Origin of the sequence: Microbacterium hatanonis (assembly GCF_008017415.1) — a bacterium.
GTDB classification, from domain to species: domain Bacteria; phylum Actinomycetota; class Actinomycetes; order Actinomycetales; family Microbacteriaceae; genus Microbacterium; species Microbacterium hatanonis.
In genome coordinates, this window is the sequence record NZ_VRSV01000001.1 from 373,002 (window position 1) to 399,325 (window position 26,324).

Annotated in this window: 27 protein-coding genes, 2 tRNA genes and 1 pseudogene; 19 read left to right on the forward strand and 11 right to left on the reverse strand. The window is 69.4% G+C overall.

Going from position 1 to position 26,324, the window contains the following annotated elements; all coding sequences use genetic code 11:
• Positions 1–207 precede the first annotated feature (207 nt).
• From FVP77_RS01785 to FVP77_RS01845, 13 genes are all read left to right on the forward strand, one after another.
• Complete coding sequence (locus FVP77_RS01785; RefSeq protein WP_147892980.1) at positions 208–1,275, forward strand: TadA family conjugal transfer-associated ATPase; 1,068 nt, start codon at positions 208–210, stop codon at positions 1,273–1,275.
• Positions 1,275–2,156 carry a type II secretion system F family protein gene (locus FVP77_RS01790; protein WP_147892981.1) on the forward strand — a complete coding sequence of 294 codons (882 nt, stop codon included), beginning with the start codon at positions 1,275–1,277 and terminating at the stop codon, positions 2,154–2,156. The genes FVP77_RS01785 and FVP77_RS01790 overlap by 1 nt, the downstream gene beginning before the upstream one ends.
• A gap of 50 nt (positions 2,157–2,206) precedes the next feature.
• Positions 2,207–2,464 carry a DUF4244 domain-containing protein gene (locus tag FVP77_RS01795; RefSeq protein ID WP_246133936.1) on the forward strand — a complete coding sequence of 86 codons (258 nt, stop codon included), beginning with the start codon at positions 2,207–2,209 and terminating at the stop codon, positions 2,462–2,464.
• Entirely contained in the window at positions 2,461–2,817 is a 357-nt protein-coding gene (locus FVP77_RS01800; protein WP_187266777.1) for a TadE family type IV pilus minor pilin, read from the forward strand. The genes FVP77_RS01795 and FVP77_RS01800 overlap by 4 nt, the downstream gene beginning before the upstream one ends.
• Positions 2,817–3,146: an Rv3654c family TadE-like protein gene (locus FVP77_RS01805; RefSeq protein ID WP_147892982.1), complete on the forward strand. Its 330-nt coding sequence runs from the start codon at positions 2,817–2,819 to the stop codon at positions 3,144–3,146. The genes FVP77_RS01800 and FVP77_RS01805 overlap by 1 nt, the downstream gene beginning before the upstream one ends.
• A 62-nt stretch (positions 3,147–3,208) precedes the next feature.
• Positions 3,209–5,959, forward strand: a complete 2,751-nt coding sequence (topA, locus tag FVP77_RS01810) for a type I DNA topoisomerase (RefSeq protein ID WP_147892983.1) — start codon at positions 3,209–3,211, stop codon at positions 5,957–5,959.
• Entirely contained in the window at positions 5,956–6,603 is a 648-nt protein-coding gene (gene tmk, locus FVP77_RS01815) for a dTMP kinase (RefSeq protein WP_147892984.1), read from the forward strand. The genes topA and tmk overlap by 4 nt, the downstream gene beginning before the upstream one ends.
• Positions 6,604–6,663: 60 nt before the next feature.
• Positions 6,664–7,830, forward strand: a complete 1,167-nt coding sequence (locus tag FVP77_RS01820) for a DNA polymerase III subunit delta' (protein ID WP_147892985.1) — start codon at positions 6,664–6,666, stop codon at positions 7,828–7,830.
• A gap of 5 nt (positions 7,831–7,835) precedes the next feature.
• Positions 7,836–9,368 (forward strand): alpha/beta hydrolase, encoded by a 1,533-nt coding sequence (locus FVP77_RS01825; protein ID WP_342779723.1) that lies wholly within the window; start codon positions 7,836–7,838, stop codon positions 9,366–9,368.
• A 68-nt stretch (positions 9,369–9,436) separates the two neighbouring features.
• Positions 9,437–9,509, forward strand: a tRNA-Thr gene (locus FVP77_RS01830).
• Between the two features lie 52 nt (positions 9,510–9,561).
• Positions 9,562–9,954, forward strand: a complete 393-nt coding sequence (locus FVP77_RS01835) for a hypothetical protein (protein ID WP_246133937.1) — start codon at positions 9,562–9,564, stop codon at positions 9,952–9,954.
• Between the two features lie 48 nt (positions 9,955–10,002).
• Entirely contained in the window at positions 10,003–12,300 is a 2,298-nt protein-coding gene (locus FVP77_RS01840) for an MMPL family transporter (RefSeq protein WP_147892988.1), read from the forward strand.
• A gap of 36 nt (positions 12,301–12,336) precedes the next feature.
• Positions 12,337–12,918 carry an isochorismatase family protein gene (locus FVP77_RS01845; RefSeq protein ID WP_147892989.1) on the forward strand — a complete coding sequence of 194 codons (582 nt, stop codon included), beginning with the start codon at positions 12,337–12,339 and terminating at the stop codon, positions 12,916–12,918.
• Positions 12,919–12,922: 4 nt separating this feature from the next.
• Here FVP77_RS01845 and FVP77_RS01850 read toward each other — a convergent pair whose 3' ends face one another.
• The 6 genes from FVP77_RS01850 to FVP77_RS01875 all read right to left on the reverse strand — a co-directional run bounded on the left by FVP77_RS01850 (position 12,923) and on the right by FVP77_RS01875 (position 17,248).
• On the reverse strand, positions 12,923–13,123 hold the full coding sequence (locus tag FVP77_RS01850; RefSeq protein WP_147892990.1) for a hypothetical protein: 201 nt from the start codon (positions 13,121–13,123) through the stop codon (positions 12,923–12,925).
• Positions 13,124–13,155: 32 nt separating this feature from the next.
• Positions 13,156–13,944 (reverse strand): MOSC domain-containing protein, encoded by a 789-nt coding sequence (locus tag FVP77_RS01855; protein ID WP_147892991.1) that lies wholly within the window; start codon positions 13,942–13,944, stop codon positions 13,156–13,158.
• A gap of 19 nt (positions 13,945–13,963) precedes the next feature.
• Positions 13,964–15,655 carry a substrate-binding domain-containing protein gene (locus FVP77_RS01860; RefSeq protein ID WP_187266778.1) on the reverse strand — a complete coding sequence of 564 codons (1,692 nt, stop codon included), beginning with the start codon at positions 15,653–15,655 and terminating at the stop codon, positions 13,964–13,966.
• A 158-nt stretch (positions 15,656–15,813) separates the two neighbouring features.
• On the reverse strand, positions 15,814–16,191 hold the full coding sequence (locus FVP77_RS01865) for a hypothetical protein (RefSeq protein WP_147892993.1): 378 nt from the start codon (positions 16,189–16,191) through the stop codon (positions 15,814–15,816).
• Entirely contained in the window at positions 16,188–16,799 is a 612-nt protein-coding gene (locus tag FVP77_RS01870) for a hypothetical protein (protein WP_147892994.1), read from the reverse strand. Before FVP77_RS01870 ends, FVP77_RS01865 begins: the two co-directional genes overlap by 4 nt.
• Positions 16,800–16,894: 95 nt before the next feature.
• Positions 16,895–17,248: a hypothetical protein gene (locus tag FVP77_RS01875; protein WP_147892995.1), complete on the reverse strand. Its 354-nt coding sequence runs from the start codon at positions 17,246–17,248 to the stop codon at positions 16,895–16,897.
• 572 nt (positions 17,249–17,820) lie between these two features.
• On the opposite strand from FVP77_RS01875, the gene FVP77_RS01880 reads away from it, so the two are divergent.
• Both FVP77_RS01880 and FVP77_RS01885 read left to right on the forward strand, forming a co-directional pair.
• On the forward strand, positions 17,821–18,270 hold the full coding sequence (locus FVP77_RS01880; RefSeq protein ID WP_147892996.1) for a hypothetical protein: 450 nt from the start codon (positions 17,821–17,823) through the stop codon (positions 18,268–18,270).
• A 304-nt stretch (positions 18,271–18,574) separates the two neighbouring features.
• Positions 18,575–18,838 (forward strand): annotated as a pseudogene (locus tag FVP77_RS01885) (tyrosine-type recombinase/integrase); the annotation flags it as partial.
• Here the strand turns inward: FVP77_RS01885 and FVP77_RS01890 are convergent.
• The 3 genes from FVP77_RS01890 to FVP77_RS01900 form a co-directional block, all read right to left on the reverse strand.
• Positions 18,765–19,709, reverse strand: coding sequence for a hypothetical protein (locus FVP77_RS01890; protein WP_147892997.1), 945 nt, complete (start codon positions 19,707–19,709; stop codon positions 18,765–18,767). The pseudogene FVP77_RS01885 and the gene FVP77_RS01890 sit on opposite strands and share 74 nt — an antisense overlap.
• A gap of 221 nt (positions 19,710–19,930) precedes the next feature.
• Positions 19,931–20,003 (reverse strand) — tRNA-Lys (locus tag FVP77_RS01895).
• A gap of 303 nt (positions 20,004–20,306) precedes the next feature.
• The gene (locus FVP77_RS01900) at positions 20,307–20,981 is read right to left on the reverse strand and encodes a fasciclin domain-containing protein (protein WP_147892998.1); all 675 of its coding nucleotides are present in this window, start codon (positions 20,979–20,981) and stop codon (positions 20,307–20,309) included.
• Positions 20,982–21,229: 248 nt separating this feature from the next.
• On the opposite strand from FVP77_RS01900, the gene sigK reads away from it, so the two are divergent.
• The 4 genes from sigK to FVP77_RS01920 all read left to right on the forward strand — a co-directional run bounded on the left by sigK (position 21,230) and on the right by FVP77_RS01920 (position 24,386).
• Complete coding sequence (gene sigK, locus FVP77_RS01905; protein ID WP_147892999.1) at positions 21,230–21,820, forward strand: ECF RNA polymerase sigma factor SigK; 591 nt, start codon at positions 21,230–21,232, stop codon at positions 21,818–21,820.
• Positions 21,817–22,590 carry an anti-sigma factor gene (locus FVP77_RS01910; protein ID WP_147893000.1) on the forward strand — a complete coding sequence of 258 codons (774 nt, stop codon included), beginning with the start codon at positions 21,817–21,819 and terminating at the stop codon, positions 22,588–22,590. Before sigK ends, FVP77_RS01910 begins: the two co-directional genes overlap by 4 nt.
• A gap of 63 nt (positions 22,591–22,653) precedes the next feature.
• Entirely contained in the window at positions 22,654–23,292 is a 639-nt protein-coding gene (locus tag FVP77_RS01915) for a DNA-directed RNA polymerase subunit beta (protein WP_147893001.1), read from the forward strand.
• A gap of 209 nt (positions 23,293–23,501) precedes the next feature.
• On the forward strand, positions 23,502–24,386 hold the full coding sequence (locus tag FVP77_RS01920; protein ID WP_147893002.1) for an aminodeoxychorismate lyase: 885 nt from the start codon (positions 23,502–23,504) through the stop codon (positions 24,384–24,386).
• Between the two features lie 109 nt (positions 24,387–24,495).
• Here the strand turns inward: FVP77_RS01920 and FVP77_RS01925 are convergent, their stop codons facing one another.
• Positions 24,496–25,308, reverse strand: a complete 813-nt coding sequence (locus tag FVP77_RS01925) for a DUF559 domain-containing protein (RefSeq protein WP_147893003.1) — start codon at positions 25,306–25,308, stop codon at positions 24,496–24,498.
• A 234-nt stretch (positions 25,309–25,542) separates the two neighbouring features.
• A complete protein-coding gene (gene pstB / locus FVP77_RS01930; protein WP_121150054.1) occupies positions 25,543–26,322 on the reverse strand; it encodes a phosphate ABC transporter ATP-binding protein PstB in 780 nt (259 codons plus the stop codon).
• Positions 26,323–26,324: the final 2 nt, after the last annotated feature.

Sequence of the window (26,324 nt, forward strand, 5' to 3'; positions counted from 1 at the left end):
TCGATGGCAGCCGAACTTCGATTCTGGCATTCGCGGCGCGCGCACCCCCCCAATCGTGCGTGCTGCGTGGCGGCACCTCATACCCCCCTATGAGGTGCCGCCTTCTCTTTGTCCCGGCGCTCCTCCCCAGTGCCGCGGGGTGGCGTGTTCTCCACCGCGACCCTCGATAGTCTGCGATGAGCGGATGCTTCTTCCTACGGTCGACGGATGGTCGTCCCCTTCGTCGTCACCCCGCGTCCGCACCATCCGCGCGCCGGATCGAGCGAGCCCGTCTCGCTCGTACCCGTCGTCGTCCCCGCTCTCCGTGACGAGATCGCGCCGATCGACGAGGGCCTCGTCTCGCGGCATCCGCTGCTCCAGTCGTTCGGGCGCTACCTCGACGATCCCGACGTGACCGACCTGTTCGTCAACGGCGACGCCGGTCTCTTCGTCGACCGCGGTGACGGGCCCCGGCGCGTCCGGGAGTGGCACGCGGGCGAGAACGACGTGCGTGACCTCGCTGTCGCGCTGATCGGCCTCGGCGGGCGCCATATCGACGACGCGACGCCGTGCGTCGACGTGCGTCTCGGCCGAGGACTGCGGGTGCATGCGGTGCTCGCGCCGATCGCGCACCGCGGCACCTCGATCTCGATCCGCGTGCCGAGGATCACGTTGCCCGACCTCGACGACCTCGCCCGTGGCGGCATGGTCGACGCGGCCGGCGCGACAGCGCTCGATCGGCTCGTAGCCGAGCGGACGAACGTTCTCGTCACCGGCGCGGGCGGGGCGGGCAAGACCACGCTCCTGTCGGCACTGCTGTCGCGTGCGCCCGAGACCGACCGCATCGTCACGATCGAAGACGTCGCCGAGCTGCGGCTGCGCCACCCCCACCACGTTGCCCTCGAGGCGCGCCAGCCGAACCTCGAGGGGGCCGGCGGCGTCGATCTGGCGCGACTCGTGCGCGAAGCTCTGCGCATGCGCCCCGACAGGCTGGTGGTCGGCGAGTGTCGCGGCGCCGAGGTGCGCGACCTCCTCGGAGCCCTCAACACCGGCCACGAGGGCGGCGCCGGAACCGTGCACGCCAATGGGCTGGACGACGTACCCGCCCGGCTCGAGGCCCTCGGCGCGCTCGCCGGTCTCGACGACCGTTCGCTCGCGCGTCAGGTCGTGAGCGCGATCGGCTGCATCGTGCATCTCGCGCGCGATACCGACGGGACTCGCCGGGTCGTAGGCGCCGCTCGACCGGTGCTGCGCGACGATCGGCTCACCGTCGAAGGGCTGCCGTGGGCCTCCTGATGCGGCGAGTGAAAGACGGAGAGCCGGATGCGGCGGCCACCGCCGAGGCGGTGCTGCGGCTCTCGGTGCTCCTGGCGGCCGGGGTGGCGCCGTCGCGGGCATGGACGTTCCTCGCCGACGCGGGCGACGCCGTGGCCGCGACGGTCTGCTCCGCCATCGCCGCGGGCGACGACGCCTCCGACGCGCTCGCGTCGGCGGGCGGACCATGGCGCGACGTGGGGGCGGCCTGGGGCGTTGCGACCACCGTCGGAGCGCCGCTGGCGCAGAGCCTCCGCGACGTCGCCGCCGCCCTGCGCGACGGCCAGCAGGCGGCCGACGAGGTGCGGGTCGCCCTCGCCGAGCCCGCCGCCACCGCGCGCCTCATGAGCTGGCTGCCGCTCGTCGCCATCGCTCTCGGACTCGTCCTCGGATTCGACACCGTCACCGTGCTCGCCGCGAACCCGATCGGCGTCGTCTGCCTTCTCGTCGGGATCGTCCTCATCGTCGTTGCGCGCCGCTGGAGCGCCGCGCTCGTGCGCCGCGCCCACCCCGAGGGCGGTATCCCCGGCATCGACGCCGAGCTCACGGCGATCGCCCTCAGCGGCGGCGCGCCGGTCGAGCGGGCACGGGCACTCGTCCGCGGCGCGACCGAGATGCGCGACGGCGAGGTCGACGAGATCCTCGCGCTCTCGACGACGGCCGGCGTCCCGGCCGTCGAGCTCCTCCGCTCGTCGGCGTGGCTCGCACGTCACCGCGCTCGCACCGATGGTCGGCTGCGCGCGGCCGAGCTGTCGTCGAAGCTGCTGCTCCCGCTCGGGGTCTGCACGCTCCCCGCGTTCCTGCTGCTCGGGGTCGCACCGATGCTGCTCAGCATCCTGTCCTCCGGCGTGCTCGTCGTCTGACACGCCATCGTCCGTGCCCACCCGTCTCACCCACCCATGAAGGAGTACGCATGACCGACACCCCGACCTCCGACCCCGACGCCGCGGCGGCCGCCGACGGCGCAGCGACGGACGACGACATCCCCACCCTCACGCGGCGCCGTGCGGCGCAGCTGTTCGGCGACGACGCCGGGGCCGCCACCGCGGAGTACGCGATCGCCACGATGGCCGCCGTCGCGTTCGCCGGCCTCCTCGTCGTGATCATGCGCTCCGACGAGGTGCGCGGCATCCTGACCGATCTCGTGCGACGTGCGCTGACCTTCGAATGAGCGGGGACTCCGCGGCGCCCCGGCGTCGGCGCCTCGGCGACCGCGGCTCGGTCACCGCGGAGTTCGCCGTCGTCCTCCCCGCGATCGTGCTCGTGGTGACTCTCGGGGTGGGTGCGCTGGCCGCCGGCGCGCGGCAGGTGCGCCTCGAGGATGCGGCGGCCGATGCCGCGAGGATCATCGCGCGCGGCGACGACCCGGGGCGCGCACACGCGATCGTCGGCTCGGCGGGAGGCGCGGCCGAGATCCAGCAGCGCGGTGACCTGATGTGCGTCGTCGCGACGGCGTCGGCGCCGCTCGCCCTCCCGCTCCCCGACCTGACCGCGACGTCCTGCGCACTGGCCGGCGGGATCTGATGGCCGGCACGGTCGCCGGCGTCGGCGTGATGGCCGGCGCGATCGTCGTCACGGCGGCGCTCGCCGTCGTGGGTGCGGCGTCGGTGCACACCCAGCGACTGTCGGGAGCGGCGGATGCTGCGGCCCTCGCCGCGGCCGATGCCGCCAGCGGTGCGGTCACGGGCGTCCCGTGCGACCGTGCCGCCGAGGTCGCCGCCTCCGCCGGGGCCACCGTGACGAGATGCGATCTCGACGGGCTGGTCGCCACGGTGACGGTCTCGGCGCCGTTCGGAGCGCTCGCCGCATCCGTCTCGGCTCGTGCCGGTCCTCCTCCTACCGCCGCGCCCTGAGAGCAACGAACGGCCTCTGCTCACAACTCGTGTGTATGGTGTGCAACGACGAAAGGACCCCAGTGGCACACGGCAAGAAGCTCGTCATCGTCGAGTCCCCCACGAAGATGAAGTCGATCCAGGGGTACCTCGGTGACGACTACGAGGTGTTGAGCTCGGTCGGTCACATCCGCGACCTCGCGAGCAAGAAGGACATCCCCGTCGAGAAGAAGGCGGCGTACGGCAAGTACTCGATCGACGTCGACAACGACTTCGACCCCTTCTACGTGGTCAACGACCGCAAGACGAAGACCGTCGCCGAACTCAAGCGCGCCCTGAAGACCGCCGACGAGGTGCTGCTCGCCACTGATGAAGACCGCGAGGGCGAAGCCATCGCGTGGCACCTGCTCGAGGTGCTCAAGCCCAAGGTCCCCGTCAAGCGCATGGTCTTCCACGAGATCACGAAGGACGCCATCCGCGCCGCCGCCGAGAACACCCGCGAGCTCGACCTCGCCCTCGTCGACGCCCAGGAGACCCGCCGCGTGCTCGACCGTCTGTACGGCTGGGACGTCTCGCCGGTGCTCTGGCGGAAGGTCGGCTCCGGCCGCGAGGGCGCTGCACTCAGCGCCGGCCGCGTGCAGTCCGCCGCCACCCGCATGGTCGTCGAGCGCGAGCGCGAGCGCATGGCGTTCGTCTCGGCCTCCTACTGGGACGTCGAGGCGCTCGCCGCCAAGGGCGCATCGTCGTTCACGACCCGTCTGGCCCGCCTCGACGGCGCGCCCCTGGCCCGCGGTGGCGACTTCGACGACCGGGGAACGCTCAAGAAGGCCGTCGTCGTCCTCGACGAGGCCGGCGCGCGCGAACTCGCCGCGGCGATCGAAGCGGCTGGTGTGGCCTCCGTCTCCAGCGTCGAGGCGAAGCCCGGCACGCGCAGCCCGAAGCCCCCCTTCACGACGTCGACCCTCCAGCAGGAGGCCGGACGCAAGCTCTCGATGAGCGCGAAGCACGCGATGAGCGTCGCCCAGCGTCTCTACGAGAAGGGGTACATCACTTATATGCGTACCGACTCGACGGCGCTGTCGGCGCAGGCGATCTCGGCCGCGCGCGAGCAGGCCGTCACGCTGTACGGCGACAAGGCCGTTCCGGCGAACCCCCGCACCTACCGCAACAACGCCAAGAACGCGCAGGAGGCACACGAGGCCATCCGCCCGTCGGGTGAGCACTTCCGCACGCCGTCGTCGGTCTCGGGCGGGCTCGACCGCGACGAGCAGAAGATGTACGACCTCATCTGGAAGCGCACCGTCGCCAGCCAGATGTCCGACGCGAAGTACGAGACGACGACCGTCACCCTCGTCGTGCAGGCGGGGGAGAAGGCCGCGGAGTTCACCGCGTCCGGCACCGTCTACACCTTCAAGGGCTTCCTCGAGGCCTACGAGGAGGGCAGCGACGAGAAGCGCAACGCCACCGATTCCAGCGACGACCAATCGTTGCCGGCCGTCGCCGTCGGCGACACGCTCGACGTCCGCGACGTCGAGCCCAAGGGCCACGCGACCTCGCCGAAGCCGCGCTACACCGAGGCGAGCCTCGTCAAGGCACTCGAGGAGAAGGGCATCGGACGCCCCTCGACCTTCGCGAGCATCATCGACGTGATCCTCGACCGCGGCTACGTCAGCAAGCGCGGGCAGGCCCTCGTGCCGAGCTGGCTCGCGTTCAGCGTCGTGCGTCTGCTCGAGGAGCACTTCGCCGACCTCGTCGACTACGACTTCACCGCCGCCCTCGAAGACGACCTCGACCGCATCGCGCGGGGTGAGCAGGGCCGCGGTGCGTGGCTCAAGTCGTTCTACTTCGGCTCCGAAGACCAGGTGGGCCTGCGCAACATCGTCGACAACCTCGGCGAGATCGATGCGCGCGAACTGAACTCGACGCGCATCACGGATGCTGCGGTGCTGCGCTTCGGCAAGTACGGGCCCTACCTCGAGATCGCCGAGTCGGCCGACCCCGAGGCGAAGCCCCGTATCGTCAACGTGCCCGAAGACCTCGCGCCCGACGAGCTCACCGCCGAGAAGGCGCAGGAGCTCATCGACGCTCCCGTCGCCGGCGACCGCGTGCTCGGCGAGAACCCCGAGAACGGCAAGCTCATCGTCGTGAAGGACGGCCGGTACGGGCCGTACGTGCAGGAGCTCGAGCCCGAAGAGCCCGAGAACGTCGACGCGGCGACCGGCGAGGTCGTCGAGGCGCCGAAGAAGCGCGGTGCCAAGAAGGTCGAGGCGCCCAAGCCCCGCACGGCGTCGCTGTTCAAGTCGATGTCGGTCGACACCCTCGATCTCGAAACCGCCCTGCGCCTGCTCACGCTTCCGCGCGTCGTCGGCGCCGACCCCGAGTCGGGGGAGGAGATCACGGCGCAGAACGGACGCTTCGGGCCCTACCTCAAGAAGGGCACCGACTCGCGCTCGCTCGACAGCGAGCAGCAGATCTTCGACGTGACGCTCGAGGAGGCGCTGGCGAAGTACGCCGAGCCGAAGTACGGCGCGCGCCGTGCCTCGAGCGCGCTGAAGGAGTTCGACAACGATCCCGTCAGCGGCAAGCCGATCCGCCTGAAGGACGGCCGGTTCGGCGCGTATGTCACCGACGGCGAGACGAACGCGACGATTCCGCGCGGCGAGGTCGCCCTCGACATCACCTTCGAACGCGCGGTCGAGCTGATCGCCGACAAGCGCGCCAAGGGCCCTGCCCCCAAGCGCACGACCACGCGGAAGGCGCCGGCGAAGAAGGCCGCGGCGGCTCCGAAGAAGGCGGCCGCGCCCAAGAAGGCGGCGCCGAAGAAGACCTCGTGACCGAGGTCACGTCGGCCGGAGCCTCTCCGTCCGGTCTGTTCGTCACGCTCGAGGGCGGCGACGGCGTCGGCAAGACGACGCAGGCGCGCCTGCTCGAGGAGTGGCTGGCGGGCCAGGGGCGCACGGTCGTCCGCACGCGCGAGCCGGGCGGCACCGAGGTCGGGGTGCTCATCCGCGACATCGTGCTGCACCACCGCGGCGACGTGGCGCCGCGCGCCGAGGCGCTGCTGTACGCCGCCGACCGCGCTCACCACATCGAGACGGTGGTGAGACCGGCGATCGCACGCGGCGAGGTCGTGATCCAAGACCGCTACCTCGACTCGTCGGTGGCGTACCAGGGCGCCGGCCGCGTGCTCGACGCGGATGAGGTGCGCGACCTGTCGCTGTGGGCCGCGGACGGTCTGCTGCCGCAGGTGACGGTGCTGCTCGATCTCGATCCGACCGCCGCCCGCGCCCGCCTCGACGCCGACGACAAGCCGTTCGACCGCCTCGAGGCCGAGAAGCACGACTTCCACGCCCGCGTACGGTCGGCCTTCCTCGCGCTCGCCGCGTCGGAACCGGAGCGCTTCCTCGTGCTCGACGCGTCCCGCCCTGTCGACGAGATCGCCGCCGCGATCCGCGAGCGCGTCTCATCCGTCCTGTGACGAGGGTGGATGCTGCGCGGCCGGACGGCGCTGTCGCGACCCGCGTCTAGGGTGGTAGCCATGTCTGGTGCCGTGATCGACTCCGTGGGAGTCGGTGCGCCGTGGGACGCCGTGTGGGGCCAGGACGAGGCCGTGCACGCGCTGCGCACCGCAGCATCCGACCCCTCCGCCCTCGCGCACGCGTGGCTCATCACGGGGCCGCCGGGCTCCGGACGCTCGACGCTGGCCCGCGCCTTCGGGGCGGCGCTGATCGCCGAGCCCGGCGACACGGCGGCGATGAACCAGGTGCTCGCGGGAACGCACCCCGACATGACGGCTCTTCGCACCGAAGGCGTGATCATCTCGATCAAGGAGGCGCGCGCGCTCGTCGAGCGCTCGTACTTCTCGCCGTCGCTCGGCCGGTACCGCGTCATCGTGATGGAAGACGCCGACCGCATGGCCGAGCGCACCTCCAACGTTCTGCTCAAGGCGCTCGAGGAGCCCCCCGAGCGCACCGTGTGGGTGCTGTGCGCTCCCAGCGACGCCGATCTCCTGCCCACGATCCGATCGCGCGTGCGGGTGCTGCGCCTGCGCGAGCCCGAGGTCGACGACGTCGCCGACCTCCTCGTGCAGCGCACCGGTGTCGACCGGGCGGTCGCGGTGGAGTCGGCCCGGCACGCCCAGCGTCACATCGGCATGGCCCAGCGGCTCGCGACCGACGCCGACGCCCGCGCGCGGCGGGCCGAGACGCTCGCGGCCGTGCTGCGGGTACGCGGGGTGGGCGACGCGGTCGAGGTCGCGGGCCAGATCGTGCGAGTCGCGACCGACGACGCCAAGGCGCTCACCGCGGTCCGCGACGAGCAGGAGCGAGCGGCCCTGCTGCGCACGATGGGGGTCGCCGAGGGGGCTGCTGTTCCGCCCGCGGTGCGGGGGCAGGTCAACCAGCTCGAAGACGATCAGAAGCGACGCGCGACCCGCAGTCTGCGCGACGGCATCGATCGCGTTCTGACCGACCTGCAGGCGCTCTACCGCGACGTCGTGCTGCTGCAGTTCGGTCGCGACCACGACCTGATCAACCCCGAGCTCGCCACCGAGCTGCGTGCGGTGGCGGCCGACTGGTCGGCCGCGCGCACCCTGGCGGTGCTCGACCGGATCGCGGTGACGCGCCGCAACCTCGAGCAGAACGTCGCCCCGCTCCTCGCGCTGGAGAGCATGCTGATCACCGTCGCGAACGGCAGCGAGCCGTGACGCGGGTGAGGAGCCGGATCGCTGCGGCCGTCGCGGTTCTGGCCTCGGTCGTGCTGGTCGCGAGCGGATGCTCGGCGTTCACGTCGGATTCGTGGGCCCCGCCGCCCACGGTGACCCCCGACGTCTCGGGTGTCTCGGCCGATCTGCTCCCCTTCTACGGCCAGGAGGTCGCGTGGGAGTCCTGTGCGGCCGAGGAGCAGTTCGACTGCGCGAACGTGCGCGTCCCGCGCGACTGGAACGCCCCTGCGGCGGGCGAGATCGAGATCGCCGTCATCCGACATAGGGCCGACAGCGGTGAGCCGATCGGATCGCTGTTCACCAACCCGGGCGGGCCGGGGGTCAGCGGCGTCGACACCCTGCAGCAGGCTCTCGACGTCGTCGTCGGGTCGCCGCTGCGCGAGAACTATGACGTGATCGGGTTCGACCCCCGAGGCGTCGGAGCCTCGACGGCGGTCGACTGCTACGACACGGCCGACCTCGACCAGTACCTGTACGACATCCCCGACGCTCCGCGCGGCAGTGACGAATGGACGGCGGAGCTCGAGGCCCGTGACGCCGCGTTCGCCGCCGCCTGCGACGCGAACAGCGACGGGCTGCTCCCCTTCGTCTCGACCGAGAACGCCGCGCGCGACCTCGACGTGCTCCGCGCCGTCACGGGTCAGACGACGCTCGACTATCTCGGCTACTCCTGGGGCACGGCCCTCGGCGCCGCCTACGCCCAGCTGCACCCCGACCGGGTGGGCCGCATGGTGCTCGACGGCGCCCTCGATCCCTCCATCCCGGGCGCCCAGGTCGGCGTGGGCCAGATGGAGGGGTTCCAGAGGTCGCTCGACGCCTTCCTGACCTCATGCGTCTCGTACGACGACTGCCCGTTCCGCGGCACGCTCGCCGAAGCCTCGGCCGACCTCGACGCCGTGTTCGCCTCTGTCGACGCCCGCCCGCTCGTCGCGGTGGACGGGCGCGAGCTCGGCGCCGACACATTGATGCTCGCCCTGCTGAACGCGCTCTACTCGCCCGCGAGCTGGCCGTACCTGCGCGTGACGCTCACGGGAGTGCAGAACGGCGACCCCGCGCCGGCGTTCACACTGGCCGACGCCTACAACGAGCGCCAGGGCGGCGGCTACGTGGGCAATTCCGAAGAGGCCTTCCCGGCGTACAACTGCATGGACTACCCCGTCGCGGGCGAGGCCGAGACGCAGGCGGCGCAGGCCGAGCTCGAGCAGGTGGCACCGCTCGCCGCCGAGTACTTCAGCGGCCCCGACGTCTGCGAGCAGTGGCCCTACCCGCCCACCGGTACGCGGGGCCCCGTCTCCGCAGACGGGGCAGCGCCCATCCTCGTGATCGGCACCACGAGCGACCCCGCCACCCCCTACCAGTGGGCGGTGTCACTGGCTGATCAGCTGCAGTCGGGGGTGCTGGTCACCCGCGTCGGCGAGGGGCACACCGGCTACAACAAGGGCAACACCTGCGTCGACGACGCGGTCGTCGCGTACCTCGTCGATGGAGTGGTTCCCGACGCCGACATCCGTTGCGAGTGACGGTCGTGGTTCGCGCATCGCCCGCGAGCAGGTAATATCGGTGATCGTGCATCGCGCGAGCGACGCGCGCCACCTTAGCTCAGACGGCAGAGCGATTCACTCGTAATGAATAGGTCAAGGGTTCGATTCCCTTAGGTGGCTCCGGACGAACGGGCCGCTCCGGCGGCCCGTTTCCCGTATCCCGGGGAGGATCATGTCGGCCGTCGATGCGATCGTCGAGATCTTCACGTGGATCGGCTTCGGAGCCGGCGCTCTCTTCGCCGGTGTGGCGTTCGTGCTGTACATCGCCGACGGCACGTGGGTTCCCGTGCACGCGGTGATCGAGGATCTCGGCGACCGTCGAGTCGCGCGCTGGTTCGATGACGAGGGCGGCGTGGGCGAGGCCGCGTTGACACCCGCCGACGACGAGGCGATCGGCAGTGCCGATGCCGCCGATGTCTTCGTGCGCGTCGGGTCGCTGCACCGGATGCGGTTGCATCGACGCTCCCCGTCGGTGCGCGCGTTCGTGCTGCTCGCCCTCGGGCTGATCGGTCTCGGTGTCGCGGGGCTGGTCGTCTCGATCGTCTCGCTCTTCGCGGCGGGCTGACAGCCGACCGAGTGGCATGAGACACATGTCGCTAGATAAGCTAGCGATATGTCTCATCCCGATGTCACTCGTCGCGTTCCCTCCCGGTGGTTGCGCGTCGGCATCCCGGCTGTCCTGATCCTCGTCTGGCTGGTCGGGGGATCGGTCGGCGGACCGTACTTCGGCAAGGTCGACGAGGTCGCCGTGAACGACCGCTCGTCGTTCCTGCCCCAGTCGGCCGACAGCACTCAGGTGAACGAGCGGCTCTCCGACTTCACCGGCAGCGACAGCATCCCGGCCCTCGTCGTGGCGACGGCCGACGAGGGCGAACTCACCGCGGATCAGCTCGCAGAACTCGAGACCGTCGCTGATGACATCGGAGCCCTCGACGGCGTCGCCGGAGACGTCTCGCCGCCGGTGGTGTCGGACGACGGCGTCGCCGCCCAGATCTTCGTGCCGATCGACGGCACCGGCGAGGTCGCCGAGATCGTCGAACAGATCCGCGCTCTCGTCGAGACCCGGTCGCCGACCGGAACCGAGGCGTGGGTGACGGGGCCCGCCGGATTCACCGCCGACCTGGTCGGTGGTTTCGCCGGGATCGACGGCCTCCTGCTTCTGGTCGCGCTCGGCGCCGTCTTCGTGATCCTCATCGTGGTCTACCGGTCACCCCTCCTGCCGATCCTCGTGCTGCTGACGTCGACGTTCGCTCTCTGCGTCGCACTGCTGACGGTCTGGTGGCTGGCGAAGGCCGGGATCGTCGTGTTGAACGGTCAGGTGCAGGGCATCCTGTTCATCCTCGTCATCGGCGCGGCGACCGACTACGCCCTGCTGTACGTGGCGCGCTTCCGAGAGGCGGTGGGAGACGGGCAGAAGAGATGGGACGCGACGACGCGGGCATGGCGCGGGGCGTTCGAGCCGATCCTCGCCTCCGGCGGCACGGTCATCGCGGGCCTTCTCTGCCTGCTGCTGTCCGACCTCGCGACGAACCGCGCGCTCGGCCCGATCGCGTCGATCGGAATCGTCTTCGCCGTGCTCTCGGCGCTGACGTTCCTCCCCGCGCTCCTGGCCGTCTTCGGCAAGGCGGCCTTCTGGCCGTTCATCCCGAAGCCGGGGTCGAGCGCGATCCCGACCGACTTCACCCGCGCGGCCAGGGGCATCTGGCCCCGCCTGGCCCGATTCATCGCCCGGCGTTCCCGTCCGGTCTGGGTCGTCTGCATCGTGCTGCTTCTCGGTGCCTCGGTGGGCGTCACCCAGTTGAAGGCCGACGGCGTCCCGTCGAGCGACCTCGTGCTCGGTGCCTCCCCGGCACGCGACGGGCAGGACCGGCTCGCCGAGCATTTTCCGGCGGGTTCGGGAAGCCCGGTCTACGTGCTCGTCGCCGAGGGCCGAGTCGCCGATGCGATCGAGGTGCTCGACGCGGCACCCGGCGTGGAGGACATCTCCGCAGCATCCGCCGATTCGGTCACCGGGCAGGTGGGCGTCGCTCTCGAGAACGGCGAGCCGGTGTACACCGCCGCCGGTCCTCCCGGGTCGTCCGCGCCGACGCCGACCGTCTCGGACGGCGAGGTGCTGCTCAGCGGCACGCTGACCTCCGCCAGCGACTCGCTCGAGGCCGAAGACACGGTGCGCGATCTGCGGGCCGCGCTCGATGACGCGCTCGGGTCCGACACGACCTTCGTGGGCGGCGAGACCGCGACCGACGTCGATTCGAACGACACGTCGATCCGAGACCGCACGCTGATCATCCCCGTCGTGCTCGCGGTGATCCTGCTGATCCTCATGCTGCTGCTGCGCTCGATCGTCGCGCCGGTGATCCTCATCGCGACCGTGATCCTGTCGTTCGGCGCCGCGCTGGGCGTGAGCGCGCTCGTCTTCGACGGAGTGTTCGGATTCCCGGGGGCAGACCCTGCGGTGCCGTTGTACGGCTTCGTCTTCCTGGTCGCCCTCGGTGTGGACTACAACATCTTCCTGATGTCGCGCGTGCGGGAGGAATCGCTCGCCCACGGCACGCGACAGGGCATCCTCCGCGGGCTCGTCGCGACCGGGGGAGTGATCACCTCCGCCGGTCTCGTGCTGGCGGCGACCTTCGCCGCGCTCGGCGTCATCCCCATCCTGTTCCTGGCCCAGATCGCGTTCATCGTCGCCTTCGGCGTCCTGCTCGACACGTTCCTGGTGCGGTCGCTGCTCGTGCCCGCCCTCGCCTACGACCTCGGCCGTCACGTCTGGTGGCCGTCGAAGCTCGGACGGACGGATGCGGCGGCCGCCGCCGCATCCGATCCCGACGTCAGCCCGAACTCAGGCTCATCGGCGATCGCCCCGGCGACACGCCGGGCGCTGAGGGCCCCGCACGGCGATCAGCCTGAGTAAGTGCCGGGGGAGGCGCGTGCGTCGTACGCTCGAAGGATGACCCGCGCCCTCTTCATCGTCGACGTCCAGAACGACTTCACCGAGCACGGAGCGCTCGGCGTCGAGGGCGGTGACGCGGTCGCGCAGCGCATCTCGGCGTTCCTCGGCGAGCACGCCGGGGATTACGCGCTGGTCGTCGCGTCGCGCGACTGGCACGACGGAGACAACGACAACGGAGGGCACTTCGCCGAGGGGCAGCCCGACTTCATCGACACCTGGCCGGTGCACTGCGTGGGTGGCACCTTCGGGGCCGAGTACGACGAGGGCTTCGACACCTCGGCCGTCACTCACCATCTGAAGAAGGGTCAGGGCAAGCCCGCCTACTCGCTCTTCGAGGGGATCGGCGACGACGGATCGACGGCCGCGCAGCTGTTGGAAGACCACGGCATCCGTGACATCGACGTCGTGGGGCTCGCCACCGACTACTGCGTGCGGGCCTCGGCGCTCGACGCCCTCGCCGCCGGTCGCGGTGTGCGGGTGTTCACCGACCTCGTCGCCGGGGTGCACCCCGACTCCAGCGCAGCGGCTCTGACCGACATCGCCGCGGCCGGCGCTCAGGTCGTGGACTCGCGCGGCTGACGGGTCAGAATCCGCTCGGACGCATCCACGCGGCCCTGCCCTCGGCGCGGCGCGACGCCGCCTCGGGGGACTGGTCGGGCTCGGTTCCTGCCCGGAGCAGATCGTCGCGCGGAGCCTCGGCGGCTTCGCGGTCTCGTCGTCGACGCCACACGACACCCGCGGTCACGAGGCCGCCGAGGAAGAGGAACGGGATGAGCGGGAACATACCGCGAGCCTAGGCACGCCCGTCGTGAAGGGCTAGGCCGGAGAGACGTCGTCGCCCACGCGCACGGTGCCGCCACCGCCGTCGACGGGGAGGAGCAGGATGCCGAGGGTGGCCTCGTCCTGGTCGAACGCGGTCGTGAGCACGCGCAGCAGTCGCACGTCGCGAACGCCCGTGTCGGGGTTCGCCATAATGGCGGCGCATCGTCCGATGGGTCGCTGCACCTCGAACTCCGTCTCGCCGATGCGCACGCGGCCGGTCCACGCCAGTTCGTCCCAGGGCTCGGTGCCGCTGACGATGATGTTCGAACGGAAGCGTCGATCGTCTACGGGGGCGTCGACGGCGGCGTCGACCGCCGCGACCGATGCCGAGCCGTGGAGCGATACGTAGCCGCGCGGGCGGTCTTGGAATCTCGAGGTGCGACCGTCGCCCACGAGGCGCACGCCGTCGGCGGGGAGGCGACGTGCGTCGCTCGAGGCGGCGACGAATGCCGATACGGCCCGCTCGAGCTCGGCGCGGCCGGCGTCGTCGAGCCCGGCCTCGGCGAGTTCGGTGTCTCCGTCGTGGATGCTGACCCGCAGCGTCTCGTCGTCGAGGCGCAGCCGCAGCCGAGCGAGCGACGGGAAGTCCATGAGTGCGAGGCCCTGACTCTTCGGCCAGTAGTCGAGGCCGTCCTGCTCGCGCGGCTCGACGTCACCGGCGAAGCGGAACGCGAGCACGCGGTCGCCCGCGATGCGTCCGTCGGCCTGAACGACGAGGTCACGGCGAGGCTCGGGTGTGAAGCCTTTGACGGGGTAGCGGTAGAGGGCGGCGACGTGAGGCACGCCTCATCCTTTCACTGCGTCAGCGGGAGACGATGGTGAGGGTCATCCTCGCGCGATATGTGCCGGGCTCCGCGTCGAGAGGCGCGATCAGCCGGAATCCGCCGGTGAGGACCGCCGTTCCGATGCCGCCGCCCGGAGCCGCATCGGCGAAGAGGGCGCCCGTTGACGAGCCTGTGAAGGCGGGCGCTGCCGCGAGCCCGGATGCGGTGCTGCCTGCGTCGACCGCGGGGGTCAACGTCAGAGCCGAGGCCGGGATGGTCTGCGATCCCGAGATGAAGTCGGTGACCGAGCTGTGGACGGTGTAACCCGGACGCGACACGTGACGCTCGTCGACGACGGAGAAGCGGGGGAGCGACCCGGTCGTGACGGAGCGCCCGTCGACGATGGCGGGTTCGTCGAAGACCACCGTCGTGCCGGTGGGCACGCTGAGCGACAGATCGCCGTCCGTCGCCGGGAGGACGGATGCTTCGAGCCAGACCGACCCGTCGGTCGTGACGCAGTCCGCGCCGATGCGGTCGCACGCGGGCGGGTAGGGCGCTGTCTGCGTCAGGGCGTTGTCGGAGATGCTGGTCTCACCGGAGCGGAACGTGGGATTGCGGCATCCGTCGATGCCGAGGCTCGCAGCATCCGCCCCCGGTATGCGCGCAGCCTGCGCGAGACCCGCTCGCACGAGATTGACCGGGAGCGGGGCGTTGCCGAGCGAGTCGGCTCGCTGCTGGCTCTCGCAGAGGAAGTGGCGAGCGAATTCCGCGAGCGAGCGGCCCTTGTCGGCCGTGAAGATCCCGCCGACCTCGGTGGGCGCGATCAGATAGGCGTACGACGAGAGCGGGTAGGCCCGCGGGTCGGGGTTGTCGTAGACGCCGTCGAGGATCTGCGTCTGGTCGGCATCGACTGCGGCTCCGAGCAGCGCGATCGAGACGTTCGTCGCGGTCGGCCCGACGTAGTATCCCGCAGCGTTGAGGACCTTCACGGTCGAAAGCCCGGCGCGCGTGGCGTAGGAGTTCTCGACGTACGTGATCGCACCCTGGCCGTAGCTCTGGGCCACGTACCCGGAGACGCCGAGCGAGCCCGACTGCGCCACGCCGTTTCGGGGCAGCGGGAAGGTCGAGCTGCTGCCGGCGGTCCAGACGTCGCCGAACTCCCTGGAGAGCCAGCGCGAGAATGATGCGCTGGAGCCGGTGCTGTCAGCGCGAACAATGGGGGTAATTGCGCTGTCGGGCAGGTTGACGCGGGGGTTGTCGGCCAGGATCGCGGGGTCGTTCCAGCGGCCGATGGTGCCCGAGAAGATCCCGGCGATCGTGCGCCCGGAGAGGCGGAGGTCGGTGAAATTCCGCCCGTCGACGCGCAGGTTGTAGGCGAGGGCTGTGCCGCCGGCCGTGGCGGGGATGTAGGTGTATCCGCGAGTCGGACGCTCAGGAGGGCCGCCATACTCGGGAGTCGACTGGAACGGCAGCTCGCTGACGGCGAAGTCGACGGTGCCATTGACGAAGTCTCCGCGGCCCGCGCTGGAGCCGATTCCGGAGTAGTTGACGGTCATGCCGGTACTCGCCGCGACATCGCGGCGTGCCCAATCGAGGGCGGTCTGCGCCCAGGTCGAACCGGTGCCCGAGATGTGAGTCCAGCCGGCCGCGTTCGCCGCGGGCGCGACACCGGCGATCACCGCAGTGACGGCGACGAGCGCCGCCGCCGAGAACAGGCGGGCGCGCCGCATTCCACCGAACATCTGCGAGCTCTCTTCCCCCGGGAGGGAAGAGGCGACTTCCCCGAGCGCGAACCTATCGGTCGGTCAGCTGTCGCCGCCGCGGCATCGGAGTCCGTACGCCGACCGTTCACCGCCCGTATCCACGGCGCGCCGATCTGGCCTCGGCTTCAGTCAGCATCCTGATGTCGCCGGCGCAGCAGGTTGCCGAAGCAGAGCACCCCTCCGACGAGGGCGCCGTAGGTGATCACGGTGGCATCCCAGCTGGCGACGTAGGCCGTGCCGGTCTGTCCGTCGGGATACGAGAAGGTGCACGCGAGCCCGATAGGGAAAGAGGTGAACTCACCGCTCACGCGTTGCTCCCAAACATCGGAGATAGGTAGTGGCGAGCGCATTCCGGAGGTGTTGCAATTGGCGGTCGCTCCGCCGTCGTGCTGAAGGAGGTAGAACATGAACGTGTAGACGATCGCCGCTGTCGCCAACAGCCCCGCACCGCCCAGTCTGAGCGCCGTCTGTCCTGACCTCCGAGGCGGGTTCGCGGTCGTCACTTCTCCGCCGTCCCCACTATCGACGTCTCGCTGTTCGTGATGGGCGGTTGGCGCGTTGCCCGTCGGTGCTGCGGGAAGACCGCCTCCGCGTGCGCAAGCGACGGGTAGACGCGGAATTCGAGTGCGTCTGCTCGGTCGTCAGTGAAGGGGCCGTCGCGATCGCCCCAGAGCTCCATCCGATGGTGGACCACGGTGTCCGACATGGCCGACGCGACGAGGCGGGTGCGCTGCTGGAACTTCGGACCCAGCCGGTCGGACGGCGCTCTCTGCGACAGGTAGAAACCGGGCACCGATCGCCCGCGCAGGCTGCCGGTGAAGGCCACCTTGTCGATCAACGTAAGGACATCGGTGTCCGGCCCCACGATCGTGGCCAGTTCGCTTTCGACGGGTATCGAAAGTTCGAGGAAGAATCCCCGCTCCGTCAGTACGGGGTCTCGCGCGACGGCCGTGAACATCTCGACGCTCGCGCGCGCCAGACGTCGCTGAAGCGTGCCGCGGACGGGAAGCAGGGTGTCGACATCGACCTGTGCGAAAGTTGCGGTGTCACCTAGCTGCGGGGCGACCTCGTGCAGCCACGAGACCGCTGCTCTGATTGCTCGCTTCGTCACATGTCCCCCGGGTCGTGCGACAGAGAGATTATCGACCGGACAGTGTTCAGTCGATGGAGCCGAAGTGTCTGTGGTGTGGTGATGTCAGAACCCGCTCAGCCGCCGAGGCCGAGGCCGGTGAGCAGGAAGTCGGCGGTGCGCGACAGGTTCGAGACCTGCCACGCGGTGACGACGAGCGCGATGAATGCGAACCACGCGACGTCGCCGGCACTGCTGCGCCGGATGATCCGCTGCACGACGAGACCCGCGACCGTACCGATGGCGATCGTGGCCCCGGCGACCTGCGCGAACGCCATGCGCACGTAGGCCGCCGCGTCGGGCGCGTCGTAGCTGTTGAAGACCGCCACGAGCGCCAACGGGATGACCATCACGCCCAGCACCAGGATCACGCCGGAGGAGAAGCCGCGCAGGCGAGTTCCGGGTGCGGGCCGCGTCGCTGTCTGGCTCATGGCCGCAAGCCTAGGGGCCGGGCGAGGCCCGCACACTCGCGACGGCGTGCGGGGCTGGAATGGGAACATCTACCGACGCGCGATCGAACTAGGAGACGGCCACTCCGCATGGAATCTTGCGATCGACCTGCTTGAGCAGGGCCGCGAGCAGCAGGCATCTAAGTTTGCGTTGGTTGGCTGCGTCGATGGGAGACGAAACTGCAATCGCGTCCCTGGCAGATGAAGAGCCTCCGGCATAACGCCACACCGACGCAACTTGTGCAGATGGCGATCCTCGTGCGGTGCCCTGAACGAAGCACCGTCGCGACCACCCACACAAGACCCTCGGAGGCGAAGTCGGCAAACCGCCCGTTCTCTCCCGACCGCGCTCAGAAGCAGAATCGGTTTACGCGCTGCTCTTCAATGCGTCCCGTGGCGTTACGGTGTTGACCATGCGGCGTAGCTCTCTTGTGGTCCCCAGTGCATTCCTTACCCTCACCGTTGCTCTGACAGGTTGTGCGACAGGTGCGAACGTCGCCGGGAGCGGTGCGAACGAAGAGTTGCCGACTCCCGTCGAGTCAAGCGAGCCCACCATGCCGGAAAGTGGTGCTGCAGCAGCGCTTGCCCAAGCTCAGGAGTGGCTCGACGCGGCAAACCTCCCCCCGGGAGCCGTTCGCACAGACACCCCGTCCGCCAGCTTCAACTCGTACACCGGTTGGCCATGCGGCCCATACGAGGAGCTGGAGGGGTACTGGGCGATTCCCAAAACGACCGTTGTCGACGTCGCCAACTGGCTGATCCAGAATCCCACCGCTGATCTCATAACGACTAACTTCGGACCGGCAAGTGAAGAATGGGGGCCGATCGATTCAGCGGCCGTCGGCTACATTCCTGCCGTCGGCTCGCAAGAAGGGATCGTCTACACGCTCGCGAAGAAGGACGACGGCGTCGCGGTCAGGGCCGAGGTCGCGGCGCAGACCGACACCGCCACCTGCCCACCCCTCCCCGACGGTGGAATGTACGGAGCGCCAGGACAGGGTTAGCGTCGCAAGCCGCCGAGGTTGCGGACCTCTCCGCATGCCGCCTAAGCGAACCATTACCGGGCCTGGCCGGTAGGCGATCCGAATAGGAACTTCGACTGCCGGGAGGATTAGGCCGGGGTGTCCGTTCTTCGCAGCCGGAGCGAACTGGCCCATCAGGTCAGGGCCTCGCGTGATGTAGCTCAGTACGCCGGCGCCCATCGATGAGGTGAGCGCTATGACAGTCTCGACGGCCCAGGACCTGCGACCCGCGGCACGGCGCGCGCGTCGAGGCTGCAGTGGATGCGGGGGAGGAGCCGCCGCGCCCATCCCCGCGCGGACGCCCCACGACCTGCGGCACACCGCCGCCTCCCTTGCGATCTCGGCCGGGGCCAAAGTCAAGGCGGTGCAGCGCATGCTGGGCCACGCATCGGCCGCGATGACGCTGGACACCTACGCCGATCTGTTCGACGACGATCTCGACTCCGTCTCGGGGGCGCTGAACACTACCGCAACTGCTATCGGGGCGATGGGTTCGTTCCTCCGCCGTGATCCTCAGGATCCGCCTCCTCTAGACGCCGAATCTCGTTGATAGTGTCGATCATTTCCGTGAGAAAGGGGCGTTTCGGATCGGCGGTGAAAGGAGGTCCGCCGGTGACGGACGTCAACCGCGACAGGTGATCGTGCTGAACGGACTCATACGCGACGACCCACAGATCGGCGATCGACATAACGACCTGTGCGGAGCCTGCCCAGTCCGTCACTCCGTGACGAATCAGTCCTCGCCCATCGTCGTCTACGTCGAACACCGCCAGATGCTGGCCGATACCGGCATGGGCTGACGAGCTGAGGTAGCTGTAGAGACGCCCTGCCGACGGTTGCGTCACAAGGCTCTTCATCGCCGACATCGACCGTTGGGGCTGAACCTTCGCCACCGACTCGAAATCATCTAGTGGAGCGACTGCGACGGACCACGCGATCTGCTCGAGTGCGACTCGTGCGACGGCGTCCGCCTCGATGCGCAACCGAAGCTGATAAAGCACGTGTGCGGAGAACATTGTGTGGATGAGGCGTTCCATCGCAACCGATCCAGCGAACATCCCTTCCGTGAGTGGCGCGTGCTCGTTCGTTTGGAGCGACCTCCTGCAGGACTCGACGTGTGACATCGCGCGCTTGTAAGCCTGAATGTATGCGGCACGTGGCGGGTGCTCGACGGCGCCTGGAAGCGACGCGAATTGTTTGCGCGCCTTATCGAGACTCTTCATTCCCAAGGTCGTTGCTAGCGCCACGGCTCGGAGATCCTCGTTTAGGTCGCCGTCGGGATCCCGTGAACCGTCATAAACGATGGTCCCGGTGCCCAGGGACGAGACAGCCCCCATATGGGCCAAGGTGTTGAACAGGGCCTGCGTGCCGAGCGCGGCCTGCTGCGCTCGCAACATATCGACGGCATCTGGTGTGCTCACGTTTCGACCGTACGTGTAGCTAACGATTCCTCGTGAGCGACGCTGCAGCTGCCACGGGAATACCGCGGTTCCCACTGGGGTTGAGGAAAGCCCTGAACGCCTCAGGTACGTCGGAGAAGGCTCTCGGGGTGTTGTCAGATTGTTGTCACGCGGCCATTTCGGCGAGGCGTGAACCGCTGCGATCCCAGCCGGGAGTATGGATCGAGGGTGTCAAAATGCGGTGGGCCCCGTGGGGCTCGAACCCACGACCCGCGGATTAAAAGTCCGATGCTCTACCGACTGAGCTAGAGGCCCCTGACCTCCCAGCCTACCGGCAGTCGTCGCAGCATCCGATCGCGCTGCCCTTCGGTGTCGAGGCGGTTCATCGATGGGGCGCGCGTGCACGGATGGGCAGCGCGGGCCACGGATCGGCAGCGCGAGCGGATGGGCGGCGGCCCGACGATCGACAGCCCACCCGAGCCGACGCACGAAAGAGCGCCCGGCGCGCAGCGGCAGGGCCGCACGCGCCGGGCGCACACAGAAGCGGCCGCCGGTTCCCCTCGCCTGGGTTCCGACGGCCGCCGTTCATGTCCGACCCGAAGGCCGGTTCCGGTCTGCTTACGCAGCCGGGGGCATCAGCACCGTGTCGATGAGGTACACGGTCGCGTTGGCGGTCTGGACGCCACCGCAGATCACAGCAGCCTGGCCGCCGACCTCGATGTTGTCACCGCTGCCGGTGATGGTCAGGTCAGCGCCGTTGACGGTCGTGAAGGTGCCGTCGATCTCGTCGGGGGTCAGCTGGCCGGGGATCACGTGGTACGTGAGGATCGACGTCAGCGTGGCGCTGTCGGTCTTCAGTGCCTCGATGGTCGCGGGGTCGATCTTCGCGAAGGCCTCGTCGACCGGAGCGAAGACGGTGAACTCGTCGCCGTTGAGCGTGTCGACCAGGTCGACGTCGGGGTTGAGCTGACCGCTGACCGCTGCGGTGAGCGTGGTCAGGATGGGGTTGTTGGATGCGGCGACCGCAACCGGGTCCTGCGACATGCCCTCGACCGAACCAGCACCGCTGGGAACGGCGGCGGCGTAGTCGGCGCAGCCGGAGCCGACGAGGTTGGCGGCCGGGTCCATCATGGACTCGCTGGCCGACGGCGACGAGCTCATCGAGGGAGCCGACGATGCCGACTCTTCGCTGGTGTTGGCGCCGCCGGTGGAGCCACCCGAACAGGCGCTGAGGGCGAAAACGGATGCCACGACAAGGGCGAGGCCACCGGTGATCTTCTTGGTGCTGAGCATGATTCCTCCGAATTTTGGAGCCCGGGGATCGGGCTGCTGCAGGACAAACCCCGGTGCGGGGGTCTGGCACACCGTGGAGGCGGTGTACAGGCTGTTCGGGACGGGTGCCGAAACGGATTGACCTTGTGCGGAATTTCTTTCCCGATGCACCCGTTGAGCGTTTTCGCATAGGAGATGCATGACTTTGCATGAAACGCCCAGCGTCTCGCGCGTCGTCACCCACCGGTGAGTGGGGCATGCTTGTACCTATGGTCATCGACGGCGTGGAAGTTCCCGAAGACGGGGCCGACCATGTCGATCACGTAGGCGAGTTGCTCCAGCGGGTCGCCGCGGGCGATGACACGGCCTTCGCCCGGCTCTACGACATGATGTCGTCCCGGGTGTTCGGACTCGTCCTGCGCGTGCTCGTCGACCGCTCCCAGAGCGAGGAAGTCCTCCAGGAGGTGTTCCTCGAGATCTGGCAATCCGCTTCGAAGTTCGCTCCGAACAGAGGTCAAGGAAGATCGTGGGTGCTCACAATGGCACACCGTCGAGCGGTCGATCGCGTGCGATCGTCGCAGGCGAGTGCCGACCGTGACGTACGCGTGGGCTTCCGAGATCTCGAGGCCCCCCGCGACGATGTCGCGGAGAGCGTCGAGATGAGAATCGAAGGACGACGGGTCGCTGAAGCCGTCGCTGCGCTTCCCGAAGCACAGCGCGAAGCGATCACCCTCGCGTATTACGGGGGGTACAGCCAGAGTGAAATCGCCACGCTCCTGGGGTCGCCGTTAGGCACCATAAAGACACGAATGCGGGACGGCTTGTCCCGCCTGAGGACCCTGATGGGGGTGACGACATGAACGAGAGCACGTTCGCGGAACTCGCGACAGGCTTCGCGCTGAGCGCCCTGTCGCCCGCCGACCGACGGGACTTCGAAGCCGCACTCGCCGAGCACCCCGAATGGGAGAAGCACGTGCGTACCGAGGCAGAAACCGTCTTGTTGCTCGCCGACGCCGTCGAGCCGGTCGTACCGCCGGCGTCGATCCGCGAAGAGCTGATGGCGCGCATCCTGGTGACACCGCAGACACCGGATGCCGCGTCCGAGCCCGACGAGGAAGACTTCGCCGCCGCGGGTCCCGCTCCCGTGACCGCGCCTGCACGGGCCTCCACGGGAGGGATGCGGCGCCGGTGGTTCACACTGGCCGCCTCCATCGTCGCCGTGCTCGCCCTCGGATTCGGAGCCGTGACGATCGGGCAGCAGCTGACGCGCCCCGCCGCCGTGGTCGCCCTCGAGCAGATCCAGGGCGCGTCCGACGCCCAGTCGGCGTCCGTCGCACTGAGCGACGGGGGAGAAGCGACCGCTCACTGGTCGGCCGAGCGTGGTGAGGTCGTGCTCGTCTCCGACGGTATGCCCGTCATCGCCGACGACCAGACGTTCGAGCTCTGGCTCGTACGCGACGGCGACGCGATCCCGGCAGGCACGTTCGGCGCGACCGACGGTACGGCCACCGCGCTCCTCGCCGGTGCCTACCAGCCCGGAGACATCATAGCGGTGACGATCGAAGCCGACGGCGGCTCGCCTACGGGTGAGCCGACGGGCGACCCGATCGTCGCGATCGCCACTGCCTGAGTCGCATCGAGAGAGGATGCTGCGCAGCATCCGACCCCGATCCGCCGCGGGTAGCCTTGATGGGTGAGCGACGATTCGAGGGAGTACCACAAGCCGGTGCGCCGGCCCGCGGAGCTCTTCGACAGGCTCTTCGCCGGAGATGATCCGGCCGAAGTGTCGCGGGTGGCGCACAGCACCGCGCACGCGCTCATCTCGCGGGTGCGGGAGGCCCCTGACGTCGACGTCGTGGAGCGGCTCGTCGCGTTCACCGACCGCAACGGCATCGACGACATCGCCGAGCTGTGGTCGCGTTCGCCCGCGCGAACGCTTCCCGGCGCTTTGTGGCGCCTTTATCTGCTGCAGCTGATGATCCATGACGATCCTCAGACGGCCGCCCTGCTCTACGACCGTGGACGCATCGAGATCGCCTCTCCCGACCCCGTGGTCGCCGGTGCCCCGACGCCGGCCGGTCCCGACGAGCTGGTCGCGCTGATCGACACCATCCTCCGCGGGGTGTTTCAGGGCGACTTCGCCGTCGCGCTCGACCGTGCTGCGGCGTTCTGCCGCGTGCAGGCCGCCGGCGCGACGCACCTCGCCGACGACTACGAGGCGACCGAGCCGCAGCGCGCGTCGACGCTCACGACCCGCGCGCTGCGCCTGGCGACGTACGCGGGCGACCTCGCCGGGTGCGCGACGCTCTGGCGCCGGCAGTCGCTCGACTGATTCCGCGCTAGGGCGCGGGGACGTCGACCGCCGCGAGGGCGCGGGGACGTCGACCGCCGCGAGGGCGCGAAAAAGCCGGGCCGCAGAAACGCCTCTCGGCGCATGGCCGCTCAGAGCGGCAAAAGTTGGAGCCCGGGGTTACTGCGGCCCGGCTATACCAGTGTAACAAGGTCGGCTCGGGGGTATTCCCCGAGGTCTAGGCTCGGGGAATGGCCTGGAGCTTCGCCCTCGTGATCGACCCCGCAGCATCCGACGACCCGCGCACCGACTTCGCCGACACGTTCACCGTGATCGACCCGACGGCCCCCGCCTTGAGCGTGGGGGAGCTGAGCACGCAGCGCGGCGACGGCATCTTCGAATCGATCGGCGTCGTCGACGGGCACCCGCAGGAGGTCGACGCGCACCTCGAGCGCCTCGTGCACTCCGCCGAGCTCTGCGACCTGCCGGTGCCGCACCTGGCTCAGTGGCGGCAGGCCGTGAAGACGGTGGCGGATGCTGCCGATCCCGGCGAGAGCGTGATCAAACTCATCCTCAGCCGCGGTGTGGAGCACGGCCCGACGCCTACGGCGTGGGTGACCCTCGCCCGCGCGGCCGACAACACCCGGTCGCGCACGGAGGGCATCCGGGTGGTGCAGCTCGACCGGGGCTACGGCGTGAACGCGTCGGCCGACGCCCCGTGGCTGCTGCTCGGGGCGAAGACGCTCTCGTACGCGGTCAACATGGCCGCGATCCGCGAGGCGAAGCGTCGCGGTGCCGACGACGCCGTGTTCGTGTCGTCCGACGGCTACGTGCTGGAGGGGCCGACCTCGTCGATCGTGCTGCGCTTCGGAGAGGTCTTCGTCACCCCCGAGCCCAGCGGCGGCATCCTGCACGGCACCACGCAGCTGAGCCTGTTCGCCTACCTCGAGGCCGAGGGCTACGCGACGCAGTACCGGCGCGTGCTTCCGGCCGAGCTCGCGGAGGCCGACGCGGCGTGGCTGGTCTCCAGCATCCGTCTCGCCGCCCCCATCACCTCTGTCGACGGTGTCGACCTCGCGGTCGACCGCGACCTGACGGCGTCGATCAACGCCTACCTCCTCTCGCCCCGCGACTGATCGGGCGGGCGCCTCGGCGAGCACAACTTCGGACGAACCGTCCGACACTCCGGCGCGCGAGGCCGGATGATCGGTGTGTCGCCGCGAGTGTCCGAAGTTGTGCGCGGGCTCAGCGGGCGAGCTGCGCGAGGATGGCTTGCTCGACCAGCGGCCAGTCGTACAGCACCAGCGCGTAGTCGAATCGCAGGGTCACGTACCCCTGCGCGGCGGCGTGGGCGTCGCGCACCAGGTCCTTGTGTCGGAGCGAGGGGCCGTCGTGGTTCTTCTTCCCGTCGACCTCGACGATGAGCCGATCGCCGATCACCAGGTCGACGACTCCCACGTTGCGTATGGACACCTGCGTGCGCACCGGGAGAGCGTGGACGCGCAACCGCCACCGCACGAGCGACTCGAGCCCGCTGTCGGCGTCGGCTCTGGCGAATCGCAGGGCTTCGCGGCCGATCTCGTTCGTGTGCGCCGCCAACCAGGCGAGGCCGACCCGGCCGATCTTCTGCTGTCGCAGGGCGGATTCGAGGGCGACGAAGAACTCTTCGACGCCGCCGCAGCGCAAGACCTCGCGGAGGATGCGCGGGATCGACGGGATGCCGAAGGCGTCGACGGTCGGTCGGTCGTCCCAGTGCACGACGCAGGCGCAGTCGTCGGTGTGCGGGTACTGATGGTCGCCCGCCCGCACGCCGACGTGCACGCGGTGCTCCTCCGTCAGCACCCACAGCCCCTCGTGGCGGGCTGCGGTGACGCAGTGGATCGCGCCCCCGTGCGTCACCGCCGCGACGGCCTGATCGCAGGCGCCGGCGAAGGCGTAGACGCCCCGGCGCACCCGTGCCACTCGTCCCGATGCGAGCCCACGATCGATGTCGGTGCGGGTCCATCCCGCTTCTCGCAGACCTTGGAAGGTCGAGAACGCCTCGTCGGCCGTGCACACCCCATCACCCTGTCGGGGTGACGGATGCTGCGCGCCCGCCCTTGCTCGTCTGTGGACAACCGGCCCCGCGAGCCCGTGGGGGAGGAGAGGGCACAACTTCGGACGAACCGGCCGACACGCCGGTCCAGAGGCCCGAAGAGGCAGGCGTGCGGGGCGACGTCCGAAGTTGTGCGGCGGAGAACGACGAAGGCCCCTACCGTGCAGTGGGGGCCTTCGTCGGTCAGAGGGTGCGGATCAACCGAAGCGGCCCGAGACGTAGTCCTCGGTGGCCTGCACCTTGGGCTGCGTGAAGATCGAGGAGGTGTCGTTGTACTCGATCAGCTTGCCGGGCTTGCCCGTGCCCGCGATGTTGAAGAACGCGGTCTTGTCCGACACGCGCGAGGCCTGCTGCATGTTGTGCGTCACGATGACGACCGTGTACTCGTTCTTGAGCTCGGAGATGAGCTCTTCGATCGCGTAGGTCGAGATCGGGTCGAGGGCCGAGCAGGGCTCGTCCATCAGGATGACCTGGGGCGACACGGCGATCGCGCGAGCGATGCACAGACGCTGCTGCTGCCCGCCCGACAGGCCCGAGCCGGGCTTGTCGAGGCGGTCCTTGACCTCGTTCCAGAGGTTGGCGCCCTGCAGCGACTTCTCGACGAGCGCGTCGGCGTCGGACTTCGAGATGCGCTTGTTGTTCAGCTTCACGCCCGCGAGCACGTTCTCCTTGATCGACATCGTCGGGAACGGGTTGGGGCGCTGGAACACCATGCCCACCTGACGGCGCACGAGCACCGGGTCGACGCCGGGGCCGTAGAGGTCGTTGCCGTCGAGCAGCACCTTGCCCTCGACGCGGGCCTTGGGGATCACCTCGTGCATGCGGTTGAGCGTGCGCAGGAAGGTCGACTTGCCGCAGCCGGAGGGACCGATGAAGGCCGTGACCGTGCGGGGCTCGATGTTGAGGGAGACGCCCTCGACGGCGAGGAAGTCGCCGTAGTAGACGTTGAGGTCGTTGACTTCGATGCTCTTGGACACTT

What these genes read in the sequence shown, in the direction of transcription:
- FVP77_RS01805 (WP_147892982.1), top strand. Translation starts at nt 2,817, where the DNA reads ATGGCCGGCACGGTCGCCGGCGTCGGCGTGATGGCCGGCGCGATCGTC.
- FVP77_RS01880 (WP_147892996.1), top strand. Translation starts at nt 17,821, where the DNA reads ATGCCGGAAAGTGGTGCTGCAGCAGCGCTTGCCCAAGCTCAGGAGTGG.
- FVP77_RS01845 (WP_147892989.1), top strand. Translation starts at nt 12,337, where the DNA reads ATGACCCGCGCCCTCTTCATCGTCGACGTCCAGAACGACTTCACCGAG.
- FVP77_RS01850 (WP_147892990.1), bottom strand. Translation starts at nt 13,123, where the DNA reads ATGTTCCCGCTCATCCCGTTCCTCTTCCTCGGCGGCCTCGTGACCGCG.
- FVP77_RS01835 (WP_246133937.1), top strand. Translation starts at nt 9,562, where the DNA reads ATGTCGGCCGTCGATGCGATCGTCGAGATCTTCACGTGGATCGGCTTC.
- FVP77_RS01840 (WP_147892988.1), top strand. Translation starts at nt 10,003, where the DNA reads ATGTCTCATCCCGATGTCACTCGTCGCGTTCCCTCCCGGTGGTTGCGC.
- sigK (WP_147892999.1), top strand. Translation starts at nt 21,230, where the DNA reads ATGGTCATCGACGGCGTGGAAGTTCCCGAAGACGGGGCCGACCATGTC.
- FVP77_RS01785 (WP_147892980.1), top strand. Translation starts at nt 208, where the DNA reads ATGGTCGTCCCCTTCGTCGTCACCCCGCGTCCGCACCATCCGCGCGCC.
- FVP77_RS01860 (WP_187266778.1), bottom strand. Translation starts at nt 15,655, where the DNA reads ATGCGGCGCGCCCGCCTGTTCTCGGCGGCGGCGCTCGTCGCCGTCACT.
- FVP77_RS01820 (WP_147892985.1), top strand. Translation starts at nt 6,664, where the DNA reads ATGTCTGGTGCCGTGATCGACTCCGTGGGAGTCGGTGCGCCGTGGGAC.
- FVP77_RS01795 (WP_246133936.1), top strand. Translation starts at nt 2,207, where the DNA reads ATGACCGACACCCCGACCTCCGACCCCGACGCCGCGGCGGCCGCCGAC.
- FVP77_RS01900 (WP_147892998.1), bottom strand. Translation starts at nt 20,981, where the DNA reads ATGCTCAGCACCAAGAAGATCACCGGTGGCCTCGCCCTTGTCGTGGCA.
- FVP77_RS01790 (WP_147892981.1), top strand. Translation starts at nt 1,275, where the DNA reads ATGCGGCGAGTGAAAGACGGAGAGCCGGATGCGGCGGCCACCGCCGAG.
- FVP77_RS01875 (WP_147892995.1), bottom strand. Translation starts at nt 17,248, where the DNA reads ATGAGCCAGACAGCGACGCGGCCCGCACCCGGAACTCGCCTGCGCGGC.
- FVP77_RS01910 (WP_147893000.1), top strand. Translation starts at nt 21,817, where the DNA reads ATGAACGAGAGCACGTTCGCGGAACTCGCGACAGGCTTCGCGCTGAGC.
- FVP77_RS01800 (WP_187266777.1), top strand. Translation starts at nt 2,461, where the DNA reads ATGAGCGGGGACTCCGCGGCGCCCCGGCGTCGGCGCCTCGGCGACCGC.
- FVP77_RS01920 (WP_147893002.1), top strand. Translation starts at nt 23,502, where the DNA reads ATGGCCTGGAGCTTCGCCCTCGTGATCGACCCCGCAGCATCCGACGAC.